The sequence below is a fragment of the Streptococcus sp. LYSM12 genome, assembly GCF_004569635.1.
In the GTDB taxonomy this organism is placed as follows: Bacteria; Bacillota; Bacilli; order Lactobacillales; family Streptococcaceae; genus Streptococcus.
This window is the reverse complement of record NZ_SPOZ01000011.1, coordinates 1-23,348: the sequence shown is the minus strand read 5'-3', so window position 1 is coordinate 23,348 and position 23,348 is coordinate 1. Positions and strand designations below refer to the sequence as shown.

17 protein-coding genes are annotated in these 23,348 nt (G+C 42.2%); 2 read left to right on the top strand and 15 right to left on the bottom strand.

The annotated features are described in order from the left end of the window. Positions 1-7: 7 nt before the first annotated feature. The 5 genes from E4T79_RS04775 to E4T79_RS04755 all read right to left on the bottom strand — a co-directional run bounded on the left by E4T79_RS04775 (position 8) and on the right by E4T79_RS04755 (position 6,749). Entirely contained in the window at positions 8-613 is a 606-nt protein-coding gene (locus E4T79_RS04775; RefSeq protein ID WP_135028234.1) for a DUF624 domain-containing protein, read from the bottom strand. Between the two features lie 468 nt (positions 614-1,081). Then, a complete protein-coding gene (locus E4T79_RS04770) occupies positions 1,082-3,208 on the bottom strand; it encodes an alpha-L-fucosidase (RefSeq protein ID WP_135028232.1) in 2,127 nt (708 codons plus the stop codon). Positions 3,209-3,328: 120 nt separating this feature from the next. Beyond that, the gene (locus tag E4T79_RS04765) at positions 3,329-4,807 is read right to left on the bottom strand and encodes an ABC transporter substrate-binding protein (RefSeq protein ID WP_135028230.1); all 1,479 of its coding nucleotides are present in this window, start codon (positions 4,805-4,807) and stop codon (positions 3,329-3,331) included. A gap of 74 nt (positions 4,808-4,881) precedes the next feature. Next, entirely contained in the window at positions 4,882-5,808 is a 927-nt protein-coding gene (locus E4T79_RS04760) for a carbohydrate ABC transporter permease (protein WP_135028228.1), read from the bottom strand. 11 nt (positions 5,809-5,819) lie between these two features. After that, positions 5,820-6,749 (bottom strand): sugar ABC transporter permease, encoded by a 930-nt coding sequence (locus E4T79_RS04755; RefSeq protein WP_135028226.1) that lies wholly within the window; start codon positions 6,747-6,749, stop codon positions 5,820-5,822. A 219-nt stretch (positions 6,750-6,968) separates the two neighbouring features. Between E4T79_RS04755 and E4T79_RS04750 the strand changes: the two genes are divergently transcribed. Beyond that, positions 6,969-8,585, top strand: coding sequence for an ABC transporter ATP-binding protein (locus E4T79_RS04750; RefSeq protein ID WP_135028224.1), 1,617 nt, complete (start codon positions 6,969-6,971; stop codon positions 8,583-8,585). Between the two features lie 760 nt (positions 8,586-9,345). Here E4T79_RS04750 and E4T79_RS04745 read toward each other — a convergent pair. The 8 genes from E4T79_RS04745 to E4T79_RS04700 all read right to left on the bottom strand — a co-directional run bounded on the left by E4T79_RS04745 (position 9,346) and on the right by E4T79_RS04700 (position 19,466). Then, a complete protein-coding gene (locus tag E4T79_RS04745; protein WP_135028222.1) occupies positions 9,346-9,642 on the bottom strand; it encodes a hypothetical protein in 297 nt (98 codons plus the stop codon). Continuing rightward, the gene (locus tag E4T79_RS04740; RefSeq protein WP_135028220.1) at positions 9,605-10,024 is read right to left on the bottom strand and encodes a hypothetical protein; all 420 of its coding nucleotides are present in this window, start codon (positions 10,022-10,024) and stop codon (positions 9,605-9,607) included. The genes E4T79_RS04745 and E4T79_RS04740 overlap by 38 nt, the downstream gene beginning before the upstream one ends. After that, positions 10,006-11,256, bottom strand: coding sequence for a hypothetical protein (locus E4T79_RS04735; RefSeq protein WP_135028218.1), 1,251 nt, complete (start codon positions 11,254-11,256; stop codon positions 10,006-10,008). Before E4T79_RS04735 ends, E4T79_RS04740 begins: the two co-directional genes overlap by 19 nt. After that, positions 11,253-11,657: a hypothetical protein gene (locus E4T79_RS04730; RefSeq protein WP_135028215.1), complete on the bottom strand. Its 405-nt coding sequence runs from the start codon at positions 11,655-11,657 to the stop codon at positions 11,253-11,255. The genes E4T79_RS04735 and E4T79_RS04730 overlap by 4 nt, the downstream gene beginning before the upstream one ends. A 1,059-nt stretch (positions 11,658-12,716) precedes the next feature. Further along, complete coding sequence (locus tag E4T79_RS04715; protein WP_135028212.1) at positions 12,717-14,594, bottom strand: beta-N-acetylhexosaminidase; 1,878 nt, start codon at positions 14,592-14,594, stop codon at positions 12,717-12,719. Beyond that, entirely contained in the window at positions 14,588-15,457 is an 870-nt protein-coding gene (locus E4T79_RS04710; RefSeq protein ID WP_135028210.1) for an ROK family protein, read from the bottom strand. Before E4T79_RS04710 ends, E4T79_RS04715 begins: the two co-directional genes overlap by 7 nt. A 90-nt stretch (positions 15,458-15,547) precedes the next feature. Beyond that, positions 15,548-18,178, bottom strand: coding sequence for an alpha-mannosidase (locus E4T79_RS04705; RefSeq protein WP_135028208.1), 2,631 nt, complete (start codon positions 18,176-18,178; stop codon positions 15,548-15,550). Position 18,179: 1 nt separating this feature from the next. After that, complete coding sequence (locus tag E4T79_RS04700) at positions 18,180-19,466, bottom strand: glycoside hydrolase family 125 protein (protein WP_135028206.1); 1,287 nt, start codon at positions 19,464-19,466, stop codon at positions 18,180-18,182. Positions 19,467-19,631: 165 nt separating this feature from the next. Between E4T79_RS04700 and E4T79_RS04695 the strand changes: the two genes are divergently transcribed. Beyond that, entirely contained in the window at positions 19,632-21,716 is a 2,085-nt protein-coding gene (locus E4T79_RS04695; RefSeq protein ID WP_135028204.1) for a GH92 family glycosyl hydrolase, read from the top strand. Positions 21,717-22,297: 581 nt separating this feature from the next. Here the strand turns inward: E4T79_RS04695 and E4T79_RS04690 are convergent. Together E4T79_RS04690 and E4T79_RS04685 are read right to left on the bottom strand one after the other, a co-directional pair. After that, complete coding sequence (locus E4T79_RS04690; protein WP_135028313.1) at positions 22,298-22,660, bottom strand: DUF1304 domain-containing protein; 363 nt, start codon at positions 22,658-22,660, stop codon at positions 22,298-22,300. 15 nt (positions 22,661-22,675) lie between these two features. Then, the gene (locus E4T79_RS04685; RefSeq protein WP_135028202.1) at positions 22,676-23,110 is read right to left on the bottom strand and encodes a MarR family winged helix-turn-helix transcriptional regulator; all 435 of its coding nucleotides are present in this window, start codon (positions 23,108-23,110) and stop codon (positions 22,676-22,678) included. Positions 23,111-23,348 lie beyond the last annotated feature (238 nt).

Here is a 23,348-nt window from a genome sequence, read left to right as displayed (position 1 = left end):
CTGTACCCTATCTGACTTTGTCCTGCAAACCCTCATAGACTGGCTCCAATGTATCACTCGCATAAAAATGCCAGATGCCTATCAACAAGAAAAATCCTACTGCTGGAAAATGATAGCCTAACAAAAGCAGTATTCCCGTTCCAATTAGCAGTTTTAGTAAGGCTAGAACACTGACAAAAAGTCCAATAAAAGATAGCTTAAGACTAACCAGATAGGGCATCTCAAAGTAAACCTGTAATTTTAGGTAAATGGGATACGCTAAAAAAACAAAGAGTGCCAAAAGTACTTGAACAACGGTGACCATCATCGTTAAAATAGACGGCGGAAGCTGAACGACAAGATAGAGACCATAGAGCAATCCAGCTTCTAACAAAAAGAAAGAATAAAAGACTAGATTACTACGCTTGATATTGGCTCGAAACAAAATCCAACCCTCCGACCATGTGTAGCTACGATAATCGTACCCATATGCTGCAACTAAAGACATGACGGTTGCACCAGCAGGCGCAAGACCACCTACGACTCCACCGCACACCGTCAATAGAAAAAAGATTCCTGAAATCAGTAGCGCCAGGTACACTTTTTGAAAAACAAACTCAATCACTTTCCCCATCTCAAATCTCCCATATAAAACGTTTTCATCTCTAACTGTATCATAAGTATACCATATTTTCAGTAGGGAAGAAACAATCGCAACACATCTCACTACAACAAACGTAAGAAAGTAACATTTTCAAGCCTTGATTTATTTTTAATAGGAGGTATTTCTATTAAAAAGCAAGATATAATGTACCCAATTTTTAGAAAATGATGCTCTCCAAACACCAGTATAGCCGTTTCGTTTCTTTTTAGTACTAGGCAAGGAGTCGCAGGTAGTTGAAATAGTTGATAACTATTTCAAGTGACAGATAAGAAAAGTGTAACTTTTCTCAATGGTACAGCAAGACGAGTGAACGAAAGAATAAAAATAGAAACGAAATGACTATATCTGACGACAAAATGGATTTGCTCCAAAGGTATAGCCTCCCTTTGAAGGAGGGAAATAGACGTTTGCTGAGCAAACGCTCACTGTTAAGGATACCTACGACTGAATGGTCACCATCACCTGTGAACAAGCTCCTAGCTGTGCTCCCTTTTCTCCCACTAGATTTAACGTGAAGTAACGCGACCCCTTTTCTTGCAGTTGAGAGGTTGTCTTCACCAATATCTGGCGCTCAGACTCCCCTACTTCAAAGACATACCTACCAGCTACCGATGTATCATAATCCCCTTGAACGGCAGAACCTGGGTTATTCTCCACCCATACTTCTGAGTACTGGTTACTTGCCCCAACCCGTCTCACAACTAGCGAGACCGTTTCTCCTGCTGCCAGACTATAGTGGCTCTGATCAAATTCGATGTAGCTACCAGCAGCATAGACCAACAAATAGACATAGGGCAGATCTTTTTCCTCTAAGCCCACAGCAAGCGTATGCTGCTTCGTATCTGTTAAAGACCAATCAAATAAGGTACGACATCCCTCTGAGATTGCATCATAGTCAAGAGTTTCCAGCGCCTGATTATCCATTACCAGATCCAGCGTCCCCTTAGACAAACCGCTCTCCCCCATAATCCTCACATGGCTACCTTGCACCTTTAGCTGACGCATCTGTCCACTACAAATCTCTCCCAACATCAGAGGGAGTTTCGTAATACGCGATGAGGAAGTGGTGTTCACTTGAAAATCAGGCGCAGCTCGGTATACCCCTATACGGTTAAGCAAGGGAGCTTCTCCTGCTGCTTTGACCCAAATCTTCACAAATCGAGCTTGTGTCCCATGCTGAGCAATCAGGCGCTTCGCACCAATCGTTGTTCCTTTCTCCATCAAGTACCAGTCTTTCTGGTTCAAACTAATATCCACTTGATACTGACAAATTTTCTGTCCCTCTTGAATGGCTTCTTCTATTGACACAATATCAAACGAGGTCTGCTTTCCAAAATCCAATGTAAGGACAGCCTCTGTCTCACTCTCACCAGGAGACCAGTGGGTCCACGGATGTTCATCCAGTAGATTTTCCAATCCCTGCTTGTAAGACGAGTCCGTATCCAGTTTCGCCCCGTGTGCCAGATTTGTCGTAAAAGTCGTCTGTAAGACACAGCCAAACTCTCTGATGCGATCGAGAATGTCCTGATCGACCTTTCCTTGATCATTCAAGGGAATATTGAGCAATAAGGTCGCACCATGACCGACGGAGCGTAGATAGATTTCAGTCAGTTCAGACAGGGGTTTCGGTCGTTTTTTATTGGGACCCCAAAACCAGCCTGAGGTAATCCTTGCATCCGCCTCAGGCACTGTCCAAACGTCACCGGTTGGATAACCTTGACTATAATGGTCATGCATATTGGTGTCTATATCCATTGCAATTCCACTGTCATCATAAACCAGCCGTGCAGGTGCCCACGTTGTTTCATGGGCAAAACCAGACTCGTTTCCAATCCAGCGAACTGTGGTATATGGACCTGCGCCAAACAAAAGGGCATCCGTATCATAACCAGCTTGTCTGCCTTGATAGCGCTGAATGGTCGCAATCCATTGGTCCAGCTTATAGCGCTGGGCAGCAGCTCCTGTTCCTTTGGCACCATCCAACCAGATTTCTGTAAAGCGTCCATTGCAGCCGTAGCAAGGATTGCTCAAAATTTCCTCTAATTGATGTAGGTAAAAGGTATTGTAGTCAGCAGCATCTAATTGCTCCACTTCTTCCCATGTCCGACCCAAAAGCGGAATCCCGTCCTCTCCTACCAGAGGATTTCCGTCTTGGTCATAATAGCCGTAACTTTTCTCGTGAATATCCCACGGAGAAAGATAGAGCCCCATCGCAAGACCATACTTGGTCGCAGCAGCTGAAATATCTGCAAGAACATCTCCTTGACCATTTTGGTAATCTGTATGACCAATCTCATAGTCTGTAAAACGACTGCGCCAAATGGCGAAGCCATCATGGTGCTTAGCCGTTACAATCACCTTTTTAAAACCCGCCTCTTGCAATGTCGCCATTAAAGGCTCTACATCAACTTTTGATTTTAATGGAAAGACGTCCTTGACTGACATATTTCCATAGTGTTCACCCCACTCTACATTGTGAAAGGTATTGGGGCCAAAGTGGATAAAAGCCGCCAGTTCTTCCTTATGGTATTGAAATTGTGCAATATTTGGTACCAAGTGACTCATCAACGCCTCGCTTTTCTATCTCCTTTTTGAACAAAAAAGTGAGGAGAAACCGTTAATACAAGCACTTCGATTTCTTCTCACTCTTCACTTATAATAGGTCATCTGCCCTATTTTATCATCTTACTTTTGTTTACTCAAAAATTCATCATATTGCGTTTGCAATTCTTTCAACACTTTCTCATAGGCACCTTCTGATTTGAGTTTTTCCATGAGTTTTGGAATTTCAACATCAGGATCTACTGTACCTGTGTTAATAGCTGGTGCGTATTGTTTGAGGGTATTGGATACAGCACTCAATTCCGCTTTTACAGGCTCTGGATTGAAGTTGAAGCCAAGAGCTGGAGATTCTTTTGCTTCTGCCAAAATTTTCTTCGCTTCAGCTACTTGTTCATCTGTTACGTTTTCATTGATGTAAATGTTCCAGTTGTTACCTGTATTCCAACCTGACATATGAGAGTTTCCTTCATTATATGGAGGCAATACCTTCACGCGATCTTCAGACCCTGCTACTTTTTCCCAGTTTACACCCTCTGGTCCATATACCAAACCGTTGAGTAATTCTTTATCTGTATTGAGCAAGGTCAAGACTTTCATAGCTTTTTCCTTGTTCTTAGAAGTGCTTGAGATGACAAAGTTGGCAACTTGAGTTGTTGGATTCTTCTTGTAGAAGTCTGTGTATTGACGGATTTTTATGTCACGTCCAGCAACACGAGTAAGAAGACTATCACCGTAATCAGCAGGTCCTACTGTTTCTTCACGAACGAACCAAGTATCATCTGAGAAGTTATAGGTTGTATCACTCGTTGCGACATCTTGTGGAATATAGCCAGCTTGATAATATTTGTGCATGGTACGGAGTTTTGCTCGATAGCTTTCGACATCATAAGAGAGCATGATTTTTTTAGTATCTCCGTCTAGGTCAATGACAAATGGATATTCTGTTGAAATTGGGAAATCAAAATTGCTCGATACACTGTAGTTTTTCCCGATAGCAAACGGTACCGTTTCTGGTGCTTTTTCTTTAATAACTTTCAGTGCTGGCTCTAAATCTTCCAATGTCTTCACATTTGAAATATCAACACCGTATTTTTCTACCAAAGGGCCATTGAAAGCAAAATGTTGGGCAGAAGTAACATTGGCACTTACTGGCACAGCATAGATTTTACCGTCAACAGTATTTCCTTTAATGTAAGCAGGGTCAAGAGAGTCGTATAATTCTTTTCCTTCTTTTTGGTAAATCTCTGTCAAATCTGCATAGGCACCCTTTTGAGCATTTAGCACATAGTTAGAGGCAAAGGCAATATCATAGTTTTCACCTGAGTTAACGATAACATTCATCTTATCGCTATATTCACCCCAACCAAGATACTGAATTTCCAATTTAGCATCTGCTTTTTCGCCAATAATTTTATTGGCTTGTTCAAGTAAGACATCTAAATTATCAGGTGCATCACCAATCTGGTACATCTTGATGACTGTCTTTCCGTCATCAGTCATCGCGGATTTGCTATTGTCTCCTTTGAGACTTCCGCAGGCTGCAAGACCTGCCAATGCAGCTGCACTAGCGGATAGGGCTACAACTTTTTGCCATTTTTTCATGGGCTTTCTCCTTTATTATTTTTTAACACATTGAACAAGGAAACGCCGAGCGTTTCTGAATACCTAAAACTTTCTTACTCTTTCACACCTCCTATAGTCAAGCCTTTCACAAAGTAACGTTGGAAGAATGGATACACACAGGCAATCGGTAGGGTAGCCACCACCACCATGGCCATACGAGCAGATTCTCGCGGTAGACCTTTTGCTGCGCTAAAGACCTGTGCTCCTGCCCCTGCACTAGTTGAAAGAAAATCAAGATTGGCTTGGATTTTCGTTAAGAGATACTGAAGCGGGAAGAGGTTTTCACTCTTGATGTAAAGCAAAGCATTAAACCAATCGTTCCAAAATGCTAAAGCGGTAAATAGACTAATGGTTGCAACTCCCGGTAGAACCAGTGGCAGGCAAATTTGGAAGAATATCCTTGCCTCACTAGCCCCGTCAATCCGGGCAGAGTCGATAATAGACTCTGAAATAGTTCGTTTAATAAAGGTGCGCATCACAATGATATTAAAGGGACTGAGGAGCATCGGCACAATCAAGGCAAAGATGGTATCTCCCAACCCTAAAAATCCTGTCATGATAATATAACGCGGAACCATCCCTGCATCAAACAGGAGACTTCCCAGGGCAAAGACAGTGAAAAAGCGTCTAAATCGAAATGTCTTCCGTGAAATCGCATAAGCATAGGTCGTTGTGAAAAAGACATTTAGCGCTGTTCCAACTACTGTCACAAAGACCGTCACAAAAAGCGACTGTAAAATTTTACCTTTTAGTTGGTCTAAAAATTCATAACCAGCAAAACTGAAAGCTGACGGCCAAAATTGGAAGCCATCAACCACTAGACGCGTTTCGTCTGTTATTGAAATCATGATGACAAAAATGAATGGCAAGATACAGGACAAGGCAAACAAAGCAATCACGATGTTAAAGAACAGGTCTGTCTTTTTGCTAAAGGAATGGATACTGACATGGTCAATTTTTTTCTTTTTGATTGATTTCATAGACCCTCCTTCTAGAATAAAGCTGCATCTTTGTCAATTCGACGGACGATGAGATTCGTTGTTAGAACTAAAATAAAGCCAACGATTGATTGATACAGACCGGCAGCTGCTGCCATACTAATGTCCCCTGTTCGAGCTAAAGCTGTATAGACATAAGTATCTAACACATTTGTGACATTAAAAATTTGACCAGAGTTTTTGGGGATTAGGTAAAAGAGTCCAAAGTCTGCTCGGAAGATATTTCCAACAGCCAAAATAGTCAAGATAATCATCAACGGAGCTAATTGTGGAATCGTCACATGACGGATACGTTGCCATTTAGAAGCTCCATCCATTGTTGCCGCCTCATAGTAACTGGGGTCAATTCCCATGATCGTTGCATAGTAGATGATACTGCTATTTCCCAAGCCTTTCCAAATACCTAGAAAGAGCAGAAAGGCCGGCCAGAAAGAGGCGATCACATACCAGTTCTTCCCCTCGCCTCCAAATCCTGCTAGAATATGATTTAAAATTCCCTTATCAGGACTTAAAAAGGCATAGACAAAAAATGAAATAATAATCCATGATAGAAAGTGAGGAAAGAGCATGGTGGTTTGATAGATCCTTACCAATTTCTTAGAACGCAATTCACTCAGAATAATCGCCATCGCGACTGCAGCGATTAAGCCTAACACGATGAATCCAACATTGTATAATACGGTATTTCTCGTGATGATATACGCATCCCGCGAGCTAAATAGGAATCTAAAATTATCCAAACCAACCCAAGGACTATGGAATAGACTATGGATAAAGCCATTCCCTGTCAAATGGTAATTCTTAAAAGCTACCACATTTCCAAAAACTGGGATGTAAAAGAAGAGTACCAACCAGATCATACCTGGAAAAACCATCAATAGGAACATCCAATTTTCTTTCAGCGTTCTTCCTATTTTTTTCATCCAAACCCCTCCTTTGTTAACGTTTACATTAATAGTATATCTCCTTTTCTACTAACGTATTAACTACTATTTATAGAAAAAGTTCTACAAATTTTTTAAATCCTATAGAAACGAAATAGAACTTTCTTCAATATTTAAAACAATGAGAGTTTTTTCTATAATTTGTAACTAGCTTTTTTAGTAAAAACTATTAAAATGAACGCAAAATGGAGGTATCTGATGTTTGAGATTCTTAAGCAACGAAAATCAAAACTTATCGGCGTTAGTTTACTGATGATTATTGGACAAATCTGCCATGTCTACGCAGCAACCATCAATGCCGAAGCCTTGAATCAGCTGATTGCCCTACGCTGGGAAGCATTCCTCTTGCAGGAAGTCTACTTAATGTTGGTCTGGTGCAGCCTCATCTTTTTTAACTGGTTGACCAAACTCTATCAAATGAAGCTTATTCAGGAGCTTAACACCATTATTCGGAAAAACATTAGTCAACAACTAGCAGCAACAGATTACCAAAGCTATCATCAACGATCTGTCAATACTTATCTTTCTTGGCTCAACAATGATATTCACAGCATCAATAAACAGGGCTTTGAACCCCTATTTCAGATTATTAAAGGAATATCTGGAACCATTCTTGCGGTCATCATGCTCTTTCGTTACCACTGGTCTCTGGTAGTCGTCACCTTTATCTCTGTGGCCTGTATGCTGACAATTCCCAAATTATTTGGTAGGAAAATGCAGGAAGTAAGCTTGAAAACCAGCCAACAGAACGAACAATTTCTCAAGGACAGCGAGACCATTTTAAATGGCTTTGACGTCTTTTACTCCCTTTCTTTGCTGAGAGAAATTCCCAGACGCATCGTTCAATCTTCCCTCCTTTTGAAGCAAGTAATTCTCAAACAGACCCACCTTGAAGCAGCCGTTGGCGCAATCGGATTTACAGGAAATATCTTTTTTCAAATCGCCCTGACTATCTTTACAGGCTATCTCGCCATTAAGGGCTTTGTTTCGATTGGTACTATTGAAGCAACGGGCGCTCTGACAGGCATCATCTTTACAACCTTGGGGGAACTGAGTAGTCAACTAGCATTTGTCCATGGCTGTCAGCCGATTTTCCAAAAATTTCGAGAGACCATTCCCAAATCTGCGACCATTTCGACTACACCTACTCTGGCACATACAGCTAAAAATGGCCCTGCCTTAGCCGCCAATCACTTGAGCTATGCCTACGGTCAGCATCCTATCTTCCAAGATATACAGCTATGTTTTGAAAAAAATGGTAAGTATCTCATTACTGGTGAGAGTGGAAGTGGTAAATCTACCTTACTGAAAATCCTCATGGGCTTCTTGCGAAACTACACTGGGAGCATCACTTTCTACGGACAAGAAATCCGTGATTTGCCTACGCATTACCTTGCTCAACACATCCTCTTCCTCCCTCAGGAAGCCTACCTACTTTCAACAACAATACAAGAAAATCTCTGCCTAGGCCAGGACTTCTCAGAAAAAGAACTCAAAGCCGCCTGCCTTCAAGCTGGACTGACCATACATGAACCATTTGAAGATTTCCTACATCGTGAAGTTGGCGATCGTGGACAATCCTTGTCAGGGGGACAACGCCAACGAATTGCACTTGCACGGGGGCTACTACGTGGACAAAAAATAATCTTAATCGACGAAGGTACATCAGCCGTTGACAAAGAAACAGCTATTGCCATCGAGCGTGAGCTACTTCAACAACCTGGGCTAACCATTATTATGATTTCCCATACCTCACATCCCGAACTAGCCCATTACTTTACCAAGGAGCTCGTTTTTCCAGACGGATTTAGATAGAGCCAAATACGAGGACATAAAGAAGCTGGGCAAACAGTCCCAGCTTTCTCACTTTATGAACCGAATGATGTTGACGCAGTGGTTGCTTGCTTTATAGTTATTTCGTTTATCTTTTGTTCCTTCGTTCACTCGCTTTGCCGTACTCTAGTACAGCCTGCAGCTCCTTGCCTAGTACTAAAAGTAAACGAAATGACTATAATAGCTATCCTGCCGTTAACGGTTGGAAAGGAAATCCTGCTCTTTTTTCAGGGAGCAGGCTAAAAAGCTCCACTGGAGCTTTTTACTCATATTTGTTCCTGTTTCACACTGAACTAATTTCAAAAATAGCGAATTTTTAAACTAGTTTTCAAGTGAAAGCAAACGCAGTGAGCTAAAAGACTACTTCAGCCGTAGTGGTATCCCCGGCAATAAGTACCTTGTGACTGAGGACGGGATTTTCAAAACCTTTAGCTCGAAAATTAGGAATGAAACTCCGTATCCGTCCGCACAACTTAAGGAAGTAGTAAGAAATGCTAATTTTGATTTTAAATGAGTATCACACTCCAAATCTGACCTCTACGACTGATGCGAACTCGTTAGCTTCAGTTCCAACCTCCAACAGTCACTACTTTGACTGTTGGAGCTATGCGGGGGTGGGAGTGAAATGGTCTGGGAATAGACCCGCTAGAATGCAGGAAACAAGGTAAAAACCGAACTCTTTCTTATGGGGTTTGAGTTCTTTCCCACTCCCTCTTACGTCCTCACATCTTGTAAACTCTTTTTATTCCAAGAACACTTTCTCGTATTTAGGAAGTGTCATCTCCACTGTCTTTTTGAGGGCTTCACCAGCTTCTCCCTTAATAGCACTATCTATCTGCCCATAAATACTCCTTATGGCAACTTGCGTAGTCAAGGTCAGATGCTTTCCGTCCAGCTCAAACTGCTGCTGGAGGGTCTTATAATTTCCTCGAATGAGGCTTGCCTGCACATGGGCATAGCGCTTCTGCACAGAGCGAATGATCTCGGCAAGCTCTACACCATTATCTTCTTGCGAATAATAACGAACAATCTCTGTCATTGTAGGTTCTCCTTAAGTCCCTTAATTCTCTCTTTATCCGATTACAATCATGATAAAAGAAGCGATTCCATTCTTCTATCTCAGCTTCTAGCTGTTGGCTCTTCTCCTTATAAATCCACTCTGACTCATCTTGTAGCTCTTGGACTTTCCTGTAGAAACCCTCTGCCTCTTCTCGACTAGCCTTATAGCGGATAAGCAAGCGCTCCATTTTCTCCTGCTCCTGTTCTAAGAGAAGCGATAGACGACGGCGACGATCAGCCAAGTCTAACCCTCTCTCTTCCAGCCGTCTTTTATGGCGGTAGTAATCCTCTTCTTTTTCGAGAAGGTCACGCTCTTTTTGACGAATGGTGTCCCGTAATATCTCTACAACTCCCTGTACCATGTCCTAAATTCTCCTGCCAGTTGACTATCTAAAGCTACCTTTTCTTTAACCACATTATCCAGTTTTGTCTTCAATATCTCAAAAGTGGTCGACAACTCCTCCAACTCCTTGACTTTTTCCTGCGTATCGTCATAAAAGTCACTGACTATCTGCTCATAAGTCACACCATAAGAGGCAAAAATATCCTGCACTTCCCAGTAAGAGAGGTGGGAATAGACGGAAAAGTCAACCTTAGACCAAATTGCCTCCACCTCACTATCTACTCTTTGCTTCAAGCTGGTTATTTCCTCTAGACCTACCTTAGCTGCTCTTGCCATAGAAGAGCCTAAAATAGCACTTTGACCTGCATCAAGGAAAATTGTTTCCTCTGAACTCAAACCGCCACCTGTTTGTTTCCAGTTAGCTTTTAAGGAGTTGAACTGAAACATCTGGCGGGTACTCTGGACAAATGCCTGTGTGGAACCACTAATCATGGGATTTCCTGTCTTGGAATCTAAGACACGTCCCGTCTCTTCATCAAACTCCCAATCTGCTATACTGTGGCTAGACCCAGCTGTCCAATAAATAGTACCTAGGCTCTCATCATATCCAGTCATTGTAGGATTGTTCGCATCTGATAGCCAGACAACAGAATCTTTCTTCTTTCGATAGTCAATAAACAGACCAGGATTTTTTCTGATACACTCTTTTTCTTCCTCACTCAATGATCCATAATGAAACCATGCGTTAAAAGTAGTAGTTGGAATCCCGAACTTCGCTCCCACTTTCATCATATAGGCAGACTGTGAATAACCTGATAGTTGTATGACATTTTGAACTCTGGGATCATCCATTACTGCTTGGACAAACTCTTCTGCAGAAGTGTACTGGTCGGATAAATAATACCCACGATTCTTTTTGAAATCCCTATCTCCCCAGAGAGCCGTTTTCATATCGACTGTTTCATTATCAGTTGCGGCTGCAACAACTGCGACACTACCATAGTCAGGCTCCCCGTCCACAATAGGAGCCACTGCCATTCCGTCAAAACCGGTCTCGGGGTCGGAGTAAGTTTTGATGACTTTGAATTGTTGATTATCAATTTCTATCGTATTGCTTTCCCCAGCATAAGGTATCTCTGAATCAGTAAGAATAACGAAATCTTTTCTTTTGGCATAATTTGCATTAATACTATAAACATTTTCACCTTGGTTTAGAATATTTAATTGTTTGTCTGTATATTGAAAACTCATTGAAAACCCTCCTCACCGTTCGAATAAATAATTTTTACTGCTGATATTGTTTTTCCTTTGCGAGATTGTAAATATTCCCAATCACCATTCTGCTTTCGTTTTATTCCACCTGTTGAAAACTTGTTCGTAGATATCGTGTAACTTGTACCAAACTGTATCTGCTTACCAGCAGGAAATGAAATGATTAACTGACAATGCCAATTAGTAGGCTTGTCTTCAAATTCGACATCTCTAATCACTATCTCACTTATGCCATTATAACTATCTTTCAAGGCCTTAACCAAACGAACTTCATATTCTCGATTCCGTTCTTCTTTTTGTTCTTGGATTGTACCATTCAAACGAAATGCCATAAACAAGCCTCCTAAAATCATTAGTAACATGATTGCTTTCTTTTTCATGTCCTAGCCTCCATAACTTAAGTATGTGTATACTATAGTCCTTTAGTTTGCTTTTAGTACTAGGCAACGAGCTGCAGGCTGTACTAAAGTACGGCAAAGTAAGTTAACGAAGTAATAAAAGATAAACGAAACGACTATACTATTATACAATATTTTATGTGTAAATGCTATAAAATACTTACAAAATATTATCGTGTTAAAATAAAAAGAAACAAATATGAAAAAAACCACTTATAATGGACAGTATCAAAAAGTTAGATACTATTCTTATAAGGAGGTTCTTTTCTCATGGCTACAAAAGGAAGCACATTGACAACGTATCCCCCGGGTTCAAATTGCAGGTCGTCAAAGACTAGCTCAGTGGGAACGGTGGCAGGCCCTCTATCGTCAAAAATATGGGGTAAAAGCAGATAATCAGGTAGTGACTTGGATACGGAAATACCGTGAAATCCAGATTTACGAGGTACTAAGTCCACTAGTCGTCCCCAAAATTCGGCTGAAACATCGTTACTCTTGCCTTGTTTATGTGCTTATTGCGGCTTCCCAAAACCCTCTTACTACCTTTGGTTGAGTAAGGGACAAGCAAACGATAAGCAGTTTGGTACGAAACTAGGCCAATATGGTGTGATCATTTCTCATTCTGGTCAGGGGAATGGCTATGATAATGCAGCCTGCGAGAATTTCTTTTCTCACGTGAAGAGCGACGCATTAAAACTATTTCCACCTAAAGATAGAAGCAGTTTCATCCGGCAAATGAGGCAATATAGTCATTTCGTTTATATTTTTATGACTTCGTTCACTCGTCTTGCTGTACCATTGAGAAAAGTTACACTTTTCTTATCTGTCACTTGAAATAGTTATCAACTATTTCAACTACCTGCGACTCCTTGCCTAGTACTAAAAATAAACGAAACGGCTATACATTGATTGGTATAACGATAACAAACCTCAAGAGAGAGTAAAAGGTATGCCTCCCGTAGAATATAGGGAAGCATACCTTGGAAATGACTACTTTTTTTACGGTCCATTTTACATGGGGACTTGACAGGAAGTCTCTTTTTAAATTGTATAGATAGTTGAAGCGGTGGCAATGAATTGCCATTGATTGGCGGCAGTAGCTGTTGGGCTCTCACCTGCGTAGACATCAGTAAATGGCAATAGTACCTCTTCCAATTCGGCTAGACTTTCCAACTCGCCCTTGGCATAGCGCGTTAGACGTTCCTTAGCACGACGCACACGCTGTAGCAAACCACCCATGCGAATGTCTACCGTATCTAGACCAAAGACCTTGTTTTCCCGTAACCATTGACGGCTGAAACAGTCTATAAATTGTACCAAGGCTACTTCGAGCTGTGCCAAGTCTGTTTCAGCATAGGCTAATAAACTGGCTTTATCCCCTTGGTCATAGGCCTTACGGATGTCCTTTGGCAGACGGGCTTTCACAGCGAGTATGCGGTTAAGCTGGGCTTGGGTCTCAAACAGATAGGCAAACTCTCCTGCTGTTTGTGCAATCGTTGCTAGCTTGGTTGCCGATTGGAGAAAATGTTTTGCATCTTCTGCAAGAATATGCTGATCCAACAACGGACAGAGAATATCTTGATAGAAAATATAGCGGTTTGGATTAATCCCACTGAGATGTTCAGGGATATGTGGCAATAAATTTGCCAAATCGATCTGCATGAACTCCTCAAAGGTCACACCTGTGTTGGCCACAAAATGGGCTGAAATTCGATCCAAATTATTACGATAGGTCAATTCTGCCCAGACTTGCAAAGTGGGAAGGATTGAAAATTGGGCTGTTTCCCCACCATTGTCTCCCCAACCAGTCACAATTACTTCCTTGACCTGATACTTCTGACAAGCCTGATGAGCTTCTCTTGCAATCATGCGACTGAAATGATTTTGCGGTGTAAAGCCAATCCACTTCCAGGCTCCACCTGCAAAGGCAATATCAGAGCTAATGTTCAAATGGCGCTCAAAACTGCGCTCGTATTTCTCACTTGCATCCTGGTAATAATCCCAATACACCAAGGTCACACGATCCTTTAATTGCTCGAGGTAAGTCTGCGTTTCTGGTTGAATCTGCAAGTCACTATCGTAGTTAGCGGTCGTAGACATCAAGCGGAAGAACATATCACTCCACATTTGGCAATGAAATCCATAGTGTTCTGCCAAGGTCAAGACCTGATCCAAATGTTCACACATGATAAGACTGCGGTCACGAGCACCATGTTTCACATAATAGTTTCCTAAACCAACCAGATGAGCTTCATCCATACCAATGTTAATCCGACGTGTCTTGAGCTGAGATAGGCTGGCAAACATTTGATCAATCAACTGGTAGACCTTTTCTTCACCCACGAGCAAAATATCTTCTACATCCCGTAATTCTTGCACTTCTTTTACCTGCCATTTTACAAAGGCACTCAAATGGGCAAGGGTTTGGATACAAGGAACGAATTCCATGTCAAAGAGATTGGCGTAAGCCTCAATCTCCCTTAATTCCTCAACTGTATATCTCCCTCTAAAGTAGCCAAAGTAGGGTTGCTCTGCAATTTCATAAGTATCTTCCATATACAGTTCAAAAGTGGAGTAACCCATTAGAGCCAGCAGTTCAATCATCTCCTTACAGGCATCAACTGTTAATACCGCATTGCGCGAGCAATCTGCCATGTAAGCCAACCGATCATACCTTGCATCTTCTCTAACAGAAACCTCATCTCCCTCTCTCAAGGCTGCCTTTAATAGGCTGAGCCCTCGATAGAGACGAAAAGGCTGGTCATATTTGAGACAATACTGTCCCTGTTTCCCTTCAAGGACAATGGAATGCCCCGTACGTTGCGAGATGTCAATCTGACAATCCCCTAAATTCAAGCGTTTTTGTAGTTGCTCAACAGCACGCTGCTGTTGCTCCGACAGACCCTTAATAACTACCATTGTTGTTCCTCCTGAAGCCAATTCACCAAGGCTCCATATACATTTGCATCTTCCTGATAATGACAAGCGACAATCTTTGGCACTATGCTATATTCAGGATATCGATTGACTAATTCTTTAACTTTTTTCTGCAATCCAGCGATAAATTCCTCATTTTGACTGATACTACCACCTATGCTGATTACATCTGGATCTAGGCTATACTGAATATTTAAAATCCCCAAAGCCAGATAGTAGTACATCTCCTCGATGCTTTCCAGACAAATCGCATTACCTTGATGTGCTTCTTGGTAAATCCTGCGTCCGTCATAATGGCTATCTTTTATCTTTTCTCGCACGGTACGGACTAATTTACCAGTTGAAGCAAGTGTTGACCAATTATTGAGATGTCGGCCTGGCTCACGCAGGGTCATATAGCCAAATTCTCCTCCTAAATTGTGTCGTCCTCGGTGCAGCTTCCCATTTAAAATAATAGCACCGCCAATCCCTGTCCCGATAACAACACAGGCTAGATTTTGCAGATGAGGACGTGACAACAGCTCACTCAAACCAACACAATTAGCATCATTTTCCAGGGTTACAGGTAGCCCATAGGTCGCTAGTTTGTCATACCAAGAAAAGCCGTGGATATAAGGGATCGCACTAATTCCTTCGATAACTCCTGTTTCTCGATTGACCGCACCCGGTACACTAAAAGCGATTCCCTCATAGTCCGCCTTTACTAGGCAAGCATCTAGAAAGCTGAGCAGGTCTTCTAGGGTCTCCGGTGTAGGGCAGGTTTCTTTTTCAAGCACCGCCCCCTCTTTGGTTATTTTAGCAAATTTGACGCTGGTACCACCAATATCAATACACGCTATTACCATACTATTCTCCTTATTAGCATTCTCTAAAAACTGCAATCTGATGAGCTTTCACCATCACTCATCAACATTTTTAGGACAATTTTTATGAGTCTACAGTATTTCCGTGCGAATTTCTTGTGCGTTTATAAAGTCAGACTCTACTTGGCATGGTTCTTCTAATAAATTCACATATTGGGCATCTCCACCTAAGGATACTGCCTCTTGGCTCATATTATAGTATCGAAGAAGAGAATGATTACCAGCTATTCCATACTTCAAGGCTGTCGGGCAAAGTCTAGCTTCCTCTAAAGCTGGATGCTCAAAAGCACGACCAGTTGGCTCAACTGTCCCAGATTGAACAGGTACTTGAATTGCAGTCAATGGGGTCTGGAAAGCCTTAGCCCGTCTAAAGGCTGCAAAACGCTCTTCTGGTCGGTGGCATTCCAGTGCATACTCCACTTCAAATGTCCGTAAACATTGGGCATCTGGTGTTGGGAAGTAGCCCCAATCGCCCAACTCACCGACCGCACGCAGGATGGTTAAGGCCAGGGTCTCTCCGTTTAATACCTCATATTCATAGAGACCTTTATTAGCTACCGTTACTCCTTTTTCCTTATCTGTCAAGCTGACAAAGGCCTGTTGTCGTTGAGTGTTTTCTGGATTTTCCCAAGCAGCCGATGGCTGATTTGGCCGTTCAACCACTTCAAAAACGCTCTCTGCCTCATGGGCTTCTCCTTTATGATTTGTGTGGAAGAGTACGCGAATTCGGTGATCTTTGGCCGTGTTGGTAAAGCGGGTTTTAAAGCGAATTTGCGGGTCTGAAGCAAGAACTGTCAACTCTGTTGTGAGCTCTATTCTTGTCATTTCCTGCGAACGACCCGACGTCCGTGTCATATACTCAACCACGCTTTCTTGTTCCCATTCTAACTGTTCATCCGCACTAACTGGAACAGTCAATTCATGCGTTAAACATAGGCGAGCTGTCTGGCTCGTATTCTCAAGCACTTCTATCTTGATTAAATCCGCATAGATTGGATGAGTATTCAGTGGTTGGAAGTAGAGATATTCATTTCCAATATCTCCTCGGTCTTCAAAGCGCATAAAATCGGAATAAACCTGCCCTGTCCGCTTATCATGAAGAGTCAAACCAGTTGATGCCACGCAAAGTTTGAAATAATCTGTCTCAATCTGTCCATCTTGATAGAGCTTGATTTCTTCTACTGGTTCAGCTGGCACAAGCTGAAAGGTCTTCCAAGAAGCTGCTTCCAAGTCAACTGGTATGGTTACCCTAAGTTGACGCGCAATATAGGCCTTACGAAAAGCATCTTTTGGCAACTGATAGTTGAAATGCGCTCCTAAATCTTCAATAACTGCAGAAACCCGATTCCCCTCTAAATCCTCGACACTAAAGGTGGGAAGTTCAATATCTACCATCCGTTGAAAAGCAGCAGTAGGCGTTGCTTCCTTAAAGTCGCAGGTAGCCACTTCAAGGATGACACTGGCTTGATCGCACTTGCGGTGCAGACCTGTATTGATCACTGTAAAAAGATGTTCACCACTTGCCTGTTGAGTATTGAGAGCCAATTTCCAGCTATTAAGAAGATTGGTCTTGACAAATTCTGCCACAGACTTCGCCTTTTCAAAACGCACTTCCATTTCACGGTGGACCTCATCTACACTACAGCCACAAATACTATCATGTGGAGCATTTTGGAGCAAGGTTTTCCATGCATAGGTTAGCTGATCTTGGTATTGCTCACCGTTGGTCAAGACAGCAAGCGGTTCAACTACCTGCTCTAAGAGATTGCTGGTTTCGACATAGGCCTGCTTCAAATAAATCCGCGCAGAAGCCGTATTAGACAAAGTGTACCAACCATCTGTTTCCTGACTGGTCAATTCACCTGTCACCTGCGACAAATTAGCTGGAAGATGTTCCTCAACCGCCGCTATATAATCATCAAAACTACTATGGACGAATGTAATTTCTGGATACAGTTCGTTGGCTACCCGAATAGCTTGACTCAGATTTTTTTGAACAGGCTGGTGATCGCAACCGTTCATCATGAGCCATTGATTGGTCGCTGCATAGCGCTTAACATCTGCTAATTTTTGTTCCCAAAAGACTGCAGCCTCCCCTTTATCAACTGGAATCTCATTTCCATTACTGTACCAGTTGGCAAAGAGGATTCCTAAAACTTCACTTCCATCTGCTCCCTGCCAGATCATTTCAGAGAATTGTGAGGTAAACTGTTGATCAGCCAAAACCTGATTGTCAAAGCCAATCGGCTTGACGCCACGACCAAAAGCTGCCACATTAAGACCTGTCTGTTTGAGCAATTGCGGTGCTTGTCCCATATTACCAAACGTATCTGGGAAATAGCCGACCGGAGTGGATTTGCCCCACTTTTGACATTCTTGTTGACCGATTAAGCTATTGCGAACATTGGACTCACTACTGATAAGATAGTCGTCTTGCAAGATATAAAAGGGACCTATTTTTAATTTTCCTTGATCAATGTAGGACTGTAATTTTTCCCGATTTTCAGGACGAATGGCTAAGTAATCATCCAAAACAATGGTCTGACCGTCCAGATGAAAGCTCTTAAATTCAGGGTCATTTTCAAATAATTCAAATAAATCATCAAACAGCTCTACTAGCTGCATCCGATGCCCCTCAAAGGACTGGTACCATTCGCGGTCCCAATGGCTATGAGAAATAATATGAACAACAATATTCTCCATTTTACACCTCCACTCGCATACCATAATAATCAAGCACTAATTCACAAAACATCATATTGGCCCACGAGAACCATTCGCGAGAAAACTTGGTCGGATCATCGACATGGAAGCTCTCATGCATGACCCCTGTTCCACCATCACAAGCCACCAATAAATCTAAAATTCGCTCTTTTTCTGCCTGATCTTTCGTTGTCAACCCCTCGATACAGAGCGCGATCGGCCAAATATAACGATAAAAAGTATGAGAACTTCCCAAGCCCTTAGCATACTCACCCTCATAATAATAAGGATTTTCCTTGCTTAAAATCGTACGCCGTGTCGCTTGGTAAACTTCATCGTCCAACTTACAGTAACCTAAATAAGGTGCAGCAAGTAGACTTGGTACGTTTGGATCATCCATGATACTAGCATTTCCCAAACCATCTACTTCAAAGGCATAGATCGTTTCCCCGGCCTGATTTTGAGTCTTGCCGTACGTTTCAATCCCCTCTTTTATCTCTATCTGCAGTCCCCTGGCTTGAGGCACAATGTCATGACTATCTGGTAAGCCGAGTTCTTCAAAGATTTCCACAACATACCCCAAAACAACTACTGCAAACATATTGGACGGAACAAGGTAGCTATACTCACAAGCATCATCACTCGGACGAAAAGCAGACCAGGTCATCCCTGTAAGACCAAATGCTGGTCCAGCTCCGTCATTGACCAAGGTATCTTCCTGACGATCTCCTGCACGGACAAATGAATACGGGGAACGCTTGTGGTCTTGTTCCACCTGCCAAAGGTTGACAATAGCTTTTGCAGCGGCGATAAATTCCTCATCAAATTGACTCGTTTCACCAGTTACTTTCCACAACAGATAGGCCAGTTGTAGGGGATAACAGAGCGAGTCAACCTCATACTTTCGCTCCCAAATCCAGCCGGTCAACTCCGTCTGGTCCGTTTCATGGTGCCCTTTCCAATTATCTTCCATATTAAAAGCATTAGCATAAGGGTCATGTAAAATAAAGCGAATCTGGCGTCTCAACACTCCTAAAATGGTCTTGCGCAGACGGTCATCTTCTTTTGCTAGGAACAAATAAGGCTTAATCTGAGCAGTGGAATCACGCAACCACATGGCAGGAATATCCCCTGTCAAAACAAAGGCCGTTCCGTCATCAAGGATTTTGACAGTATTGTCTAGCGTATCTGTATAGCAACGCTCAAATACTTGCACCCATTCAGGGTGATCTTTTGCTCGCTCTGCAATAGCTTGCAACCATTGATTTACTAATTCTTTTGAATACATATTGTCTCCTTTGTTTACTATTTCTCAGTTTCTAGTATAAAGCATAGCACCTTAAAAACCCTACACAAATTATAGACCTTTCGATAATATCTTTTCCACTTGTTCTTATGGAAAAAAATCATGATATAATGAGTTTAGAAAACACTTTCATGGAGATATATTATTATGAAAACGATACTCGAACGCATTGATACTCGCTACGGTTCTAACAACTGTCATGCCTACTCAAATGGTAATACTCTCCCCTATACAGGAACTCCGTTTGGCATGAATTATTTTGTTCCCCAGACGACCGATAATCAGGGAACATGGTTTTTTAATCCGACAATTCCTATTTTCCAAGGCATACGATTGACCCACCAAGCAAGCCCTTGGATTGGAGACTATGCCTGGCTTTTACTGACCCCTGTTACAGGGAACATCACGCAATCCAGTCTCTATCATCGGCAAAGTAGTTATCGCCCAAACGAGGCCACCTTTAACCCACATCATCTAGCCATTCACTCCGAACGCTACCAGATTACAACAGAGCTAACACCTACGACCTATGGAGCCTGTCTGAAAGTGAATAGTGTCAGGCAGCAAGAACTAAGCCTCTTTCTCCATAGTGAAAAAGGAAGCTCATTTGAGCAAATTGACCCTTATTCTCTACGGGGATATGTACAGGACGTAACTGAAACAACCCGCAAACCTATCACTCTCTACGTCCATTTACGGTTTGATAAACCGATTGCAGCTGTTAGCCAGCTAGAGACCGATACGGTCATTGAATTTGCCTCTCCAGATATAGAAGTGCAACTTGGAACCTCTTATATTTCCTACGATCAAGCCTCATTCAATACACCAAATCTTCCTTTTGAAGACTGTAAAAACCAAGCCAAGGAAGACTGGAACCACTACCTGCATCGTTTTGACCTCGTGGATGACGGTGGTTACGATACCCGCATGTTTCACCATGCCCTCTATCGAACTTTCCTCTTTCCACAAACTTTCTATGAGCTAGATCCCAAAGGACAAGAAATTCATCTCGACCTTGCTTCCAATCAAGTCCGTCTTGGAAAATTTTTTACCAATAATGGATTTTGGGACACTTTCCGCACTTCTTTTCCCCTTTTTGCCTTTGTCGCACCAGAGCAGTATACTGCTTTCTTAGAGGGATTTCTTCACTTTTACCAAGAAACCGGTTACTTACCAAAATGGCTCGCACCTGACGAGCGTGGCATGATGCCAGGCACCCTGATTGACGGCGTGATTGCAGATGCCTGCACCAAACATATTGCCCCTCAACTGCATGAACAGCTCTTTTCAGCCATGCTTGACACAGCTGAGAAGACGGATCCAAACAACATCTTTGGACGACACGGAGCTGATACCTACAAACAACTAGGCTATCTTCCTTATACGCAATTCCATGAAAGTGTCAGTCATACCATTGACTATACTTACAGCGACTTTTGCATTGCGACCGTTGCAGAGGCACTCGGACACCATGGCACTGCTGAAGAATACAAAAAACAAGCCCAGAACTATCGACACCTCTTTGACCCTAAAACAGGCTACCTTAGAGCAAAAGATGAGAATGGGAATTGGCGACCGAACTTCTCACCCTATAGCTGGGGACAAGACTATGCGGAATGTTCCAGTATCCAAGCTAGTCTGGGCATTCTTCACGATATAGACGGACTAAAGCACATCATGGGAGGAGACACAGCTTTCACTGACTACCTCATTCAACTCTGCAACAGTAAGCCTCTCTTTGAGGTGACAGGTTATGGCTACGAAATTCATGAGATGAGTGAGATGGCACGCCAGAACTTCGGCCAACTTGCTATTTCTAACCAACCAAGCTTCCATATTCCTTACTTATTCCAAAAGAGCCTCCACCCTGAATACACGAGCCTGCTAATCAAGAGCATTCGCCAGGAAAGCTTCCAACCAGATTTCGATGCCTATCCTGGTGATGAAGATAACGGCAGTATGTCTGCATGGTACATTTTTAGTTGCCTAGGATTTTATCCGCTCTGTCCCGGCAAGAGTGAGTACGTCTGTGGCGTCCCACACTTCCCACAACTCAAGGTATACCTCCCTACAACTGACAAATGGCTCACTATTACAAGCCATGATAACTACCCTCATTTCAACTTTGTCAAGGAAATCACTCTTGATGGCAAGCCCGTTAGCAGCTTTTCGCACACAGAACTCCTTGCCACTCGTCATCTTGACGTTACCCTCTCCTGGTTACCAGCCTAGTCTTTCAGTTCTAAATTTAATACGTCACAACCTCGTCTTGCCTAGCTCCAGTTATGCCTGCACCTCCTTGCCTAGTACTAAATCAAAACTGAAAGACCCTATCCTAACAGAACAAAGAAGCTGGGTAAAAAGACCCAGCTTTCTAACTTTATGAACCGAATGATGTTGACGCAGTGGTTACTTGCTTTATAGTCATTTCGTTTATCTTTTGTTACTTCATTCACTCACTTTGCCGTACTCTAGTACAGCCTGCAGCTCCTTGCCTAGTACTAAAAGTAAACGAAATGACTATATTAGCTATCATGCCGTTGAAGGTGGGAAATGAACTGCTGCTCCTTTTTGTTTTAAAGGAACAGGCTAAAAAGCTCCACTGGAGCTTTTTACTCATATTTGTTCCTGTTTCTCACTCCCTTTTTATAGTACGGTATGCCCGACATACTATAAAAAACAGCCCTCAAAAAGAGAACTGGTTAGCTGTTTGAAATTGAGAGTCGTAGCATATATGGATGAAAGAAGTTAATCGTTTCGAGTATCAGATCACACACCCCTAAAGACCAACCCTCTTTTTATTTCCCCTTGATTTAGTTAAAAAACAAGACACTCAAGAATGTTAAAATGGCAGGTCCACCCTGTTTCAAGAGAATCGCTTTATTTGAGGTAAGTGCTCCATAAACTGCTACTCCAATGACATACAAGACGAAAATCGTCACAACTTCCAAACTGTGGGAGATAAAAATGCCATAGAGGAGAAACACTGCTAACAAACCATTATAAATCCCCTGATTTTTAAAGAGAGTCTGAACAGAAGAGCGAGATAACTCTTCCTTATTCATGTTAAAGGTTTGACTAGTCTTATCCGATACTGTCGCAATCGTTTCAAGGTAGAAAATATAGAGATGTTCAAGAGCAACAATAGTAGCTAACATCGTCGTGATAAGTGACATCATGATTTCCTCTTTCTAATCGTTATCAATGACAATCGTTTCTAAACCTGTTACCAACTTATCGAGTAGGCCTTTCAGCGTTTCACTTTCTGCAGCTGATAAGATGCTTTCCATTTGTTCTTTCACAGCTACATGATGACGCGGAGGGGACGTGACAAGCTGTTCTCTGGTAAAATCAGTCAAGTCAACCACAATCTCCCGCTGATTATCTGGATTACGGCTCCTCGTGACATAGCCATTTTCTTCTAAAATCTTAAAATGACGAGTCAGAGCAGCTTGGTCAATCTGTAAAACCTCCTGTACCCGAATCTGATTACAAGGAGCAACCTCCAGCAAGAACTGTAAAAGCTCATATCGTGTCAGACTAATGCCCAAACGCTTTTCAAACAACTGGGTCACAGTTTGATCGGTTACATGAAGTTGGTAAAGTAGGTGATTGATTGCATTCATGTCATTTCTTCTTTATAATTGATGTGTCAATAATTGATACATCAATTATACTAAAACGAAAAGAAAAATCAAGCCTTTGCTTGAAATTTTCAAAAAAATGAGTTATCACTTTGAACGGCTCCCTGTCAAGTAGACAGTCAAATAATAAAAGATATTAAGCAACCTGATTCCTGAATTCTATAGGAGTCAGGTTATTTAATTTGGTCTGATAGCGTCGTGTATTGTAAAACTCAATATA